The sequence below is a fragment of the Curtobacterium sp. MMLR14_010 genome, assembly GCF_001865015.1.
In the GTDB taxonomy this organism is placed as follows: Bacteria; Actinomycetota; Actinomycetes; order Actinomycetales; family Microbacteriaceae; genus Curtobacterium.
In genome coordinates, this window is record NZ_MJGV01000034.1 from 1727 (window position 1) to 4432 (window position 2706).

Annotated in this window: 3 protein-coding genes; 1 reads left to right on the top strand and 2 read right to left on the bottom strand. The window is 72.1% G+C overall.

The features are described from left to right. The coding region (locus tag BIU98_RS07700) for an alpha/beta fold hydrolase (protein ID WP_175481317.1) at positions 1–730 on the top strand (730 nt) is incomplete at its 5' end. Positions 731–764: 34 nt separating this feature from the next. Here BIU98_RS07700 and BIU98_RS07705 read toward each other — a convergent pair. Together BIU98_RS07705 and BIU98_RS07710 are read right to left on the bottom strand one after the other, a co-directional pair. Further along, a complete protein-coding gene (locus tag BIU98_RS07705) occupies positions 765–1040 on the bottom strand; it encodes a hypothetical protein (RefSeq protein WP_071274329.1) in 276 nt (91 codons plus the stop codon). Between the two features lie 34 nt (positions 1041–1074). Continuing rightward, a complete protein-coding gene (locus BIU98_RS07710) occupies positions 1075–2634 on the bottom strand; it encodes an ABC transporter permease (protein WP_071274333.1) in 1560 nt (519 codons plus the stop codon). Positions 2635–2706: the final 72 nt, after the last annotated feature.

A 2706-nucleotide genomic window follows, 5' to 3' on the forward strand; every position in this document is an offset into this window, starting at 1 on the left:
CGGGGCCGGGGCGCTCGCCCTCACCTTCGCACCGCTGACCCGACAGCTGGACGACCGGCCCGTGTACGCGTTCCAGCAGCACGGCCTCGAGCGCCGCTCCGTCCCCGACTGGAGCATCCCCGCGATGGCCCGCCGGTACATCGAGCTCATGCGGGTGGTGCAGCCCCGCGGACCGTACACGCTCGCCGGCCACTCCTTCGGCGGGCTCGTCGCGCTCGAGATGGCGTCGATCCTCGCGACCGCCGGCCAGGAGGTCCGACGGGTCGTCCTCGTCGACACGTTCCTGCCCGACCAGGCCGCCGAGCAGTCGAACGCCGTCGAGTTCGGCGAACTCGACCTCAGCAACCCGTCGGACGTGGCGCCCACCGGCCTCCGCGCTGCCGTCGCTGACCGGACCGAGTTCCTCCGCGAGCGCGTCCTCGCGCCGTTCGGGCAGATCGGCCGGCGGACCCGTGCCTACGGTGCCGGGATGTTCCGCTGGCAGGGGCAGCAGCAGTTCCGCGCGTTCTTCGACCACGCCGTCGTCGTGTCGCGCCGGCACCGCCCGCAGGTCTACGCGGGTCCCGTGACCCTCGTGCTGGCCGACGGCAACGAGTCCGGCGCCAAGCGCTGGGCGCCGTTCCTGTCTGGACGGGTCGACGAGGTCCGGGTCCACGCGGAACACAGCTCGGTGCTGCGCGAACCGTACGTCGCGGGTCTCGCCGAGGCGATCCGCGAGCAGCTCGGCTGACCGAGGGGGACCCCGCGCGGGCGCGCGCCGTGCGTCAGCGCGTGCGGGTGCTGCCCGTGCGGGCGTCCTCGGCCTCGGCCATGACGTCGGCATCCCCGCTCCGGCCGCCGAGCGGGCGGACGAAGAAGTCGACGATGCCGACCACGATCGCGCCGACGAGCGCGAACATCGCCCAGCCGACGAAGAGCCCGGCGGTGTCGCGGCCGTCCGCCGGGGCCAGGACGACGCTCGAGATCCAGAGCGCCGCGGTGAGCGCGAGCAGGACGACGACGAGCGTGACGAGGAGGCGGTGCCAGGCGGTACGGGTCATGATCGGCCCAGGATACCGCCGGGCGCCGCGGTGTTCAGCGCGCCGCGTGCCGACTGTGGGACGTGCTGGCGGGCTCGGCCGGGGTGCCGGAGCCGTCGGTCCGTGGGACCGGGCGGGTGCGTGGGCCTGCACCAGGGCCTCCCGTCCGGTTGCTCCCCGCCTGCCGGTCCGTCTGCCGGACCACGGGGATGCGTCCTGTCGTGAGCGGCTCGTTCTCGAGGCCGTCGCGGCCGCCGGTGAAGACGTCGCCGCCGGCGCGGTCGTCCTGCCAGTCCTCGTCGCGGAGGACCTGCAGCGTGCCGGTCTCGGTGGAGGACAGCCCGTGGCGCTCGAGCTCGATGTCGCGCTGCTGGCCGAGGAACTCGCGGTTGGCGTTCTGGGCGTCCTGGAACATGGTGGTGCGGCCCGTGACGATCGCGCGGATGCGACGGCGCTCCCACCACATCTTGCCGAAGTACATGAGCACCAGACCGGCGCCGGCGTAGCAGGCCATCGTGATCAGGCCGCGGGCGGGGCCGGGGCCGACGCCGTAGACCTGGTGCTTGATCATGTCGACCATGCTCGAGCCGACGACGACGTTGTTGAGCCAGGCGAACGGCTCCGGCATGAACCACTTCGGGTAGGCGCCACCGGATGACGGCATCGACAGGAAGACGAAGCAGATCATCGCGGGTGCGGCGATGAACCGGCCGACGAAGTAGCTCAGGCCGTTGACCGCCAGGCCGATCGCGACGATCCAGCCCCACGCGATGAGCACGAGTTCGATCCAGTGCCCGTGGATGGCGCCCACGACGGGACCGGCGAGCGTGTTCGTGATCAGCGAGATGACGAGACCGCCGACGACGATGACCGTCATCCGGGTGCGGTGGCGCAGCGGGCCGCCCATGATGCCGATGAACATGGCGACCATGTAGCCGCCGATGCACCAGGCGAGCATCACGTACATCGGGACGGTGCCGTACTCGTCGTACGCGGGCAGCGCGGCGAGCTCGGTGACCTTCGGGGTGGCGACGCCGATGGCCGTGAGCACGGCGGTCAGTGTGGCGGGGACGAGGCTCGCGACCTGGAACTGGTGCGCGCTGGCCTTGAAGAACTCGTTCGTGGACGGGTCGTACGCGACGGCCATCGAGCCGGCGAGCACGTCCCGCTTCGCCGCCACCAACGAGTCGTACGTGTGGAAGACGAACTCGCCCGGCAGGGCCTTCTGTACCGCTGCGATGAGGCCGGGGTCGCTGCCGATGAGCGCGACGGGCACGTCGTGCGGGTGCGGGGCGTGGAACGCGAAGACGTAGCAGAGGCAGAAGCCGACGATGAAGAACAGTGGCATCCAGAGCTGCAGGCCGATCAACTGCAGCGAGGGGTGCAGCGTCGAGAACCAGCGGCGGTAGGCGCTGATCCGCTGCGGCTGGGGGACCGGGGCCTGTCGGCGGACGGTGGACCGTGCGGCCCCGGCGACCTTCGCGCCGCGTCGGGGCGCCGTGCCGCGGGCGGAGGGGCGCGTGGTGCGCTGCTTCGGAGCGGGTCGCGGTGCGGACGCGCCGGGGCGGTCCGGGGTGTCGGAGTGCTTCGGGACGTCGTTCCGCGGGGTGCTCACTGGCGCGCTGTGCTCCTGGTCTCGTGTGGGTCACCCGAGGATACGCCCGGCCTCTGACCGCGGTCCTGGGTG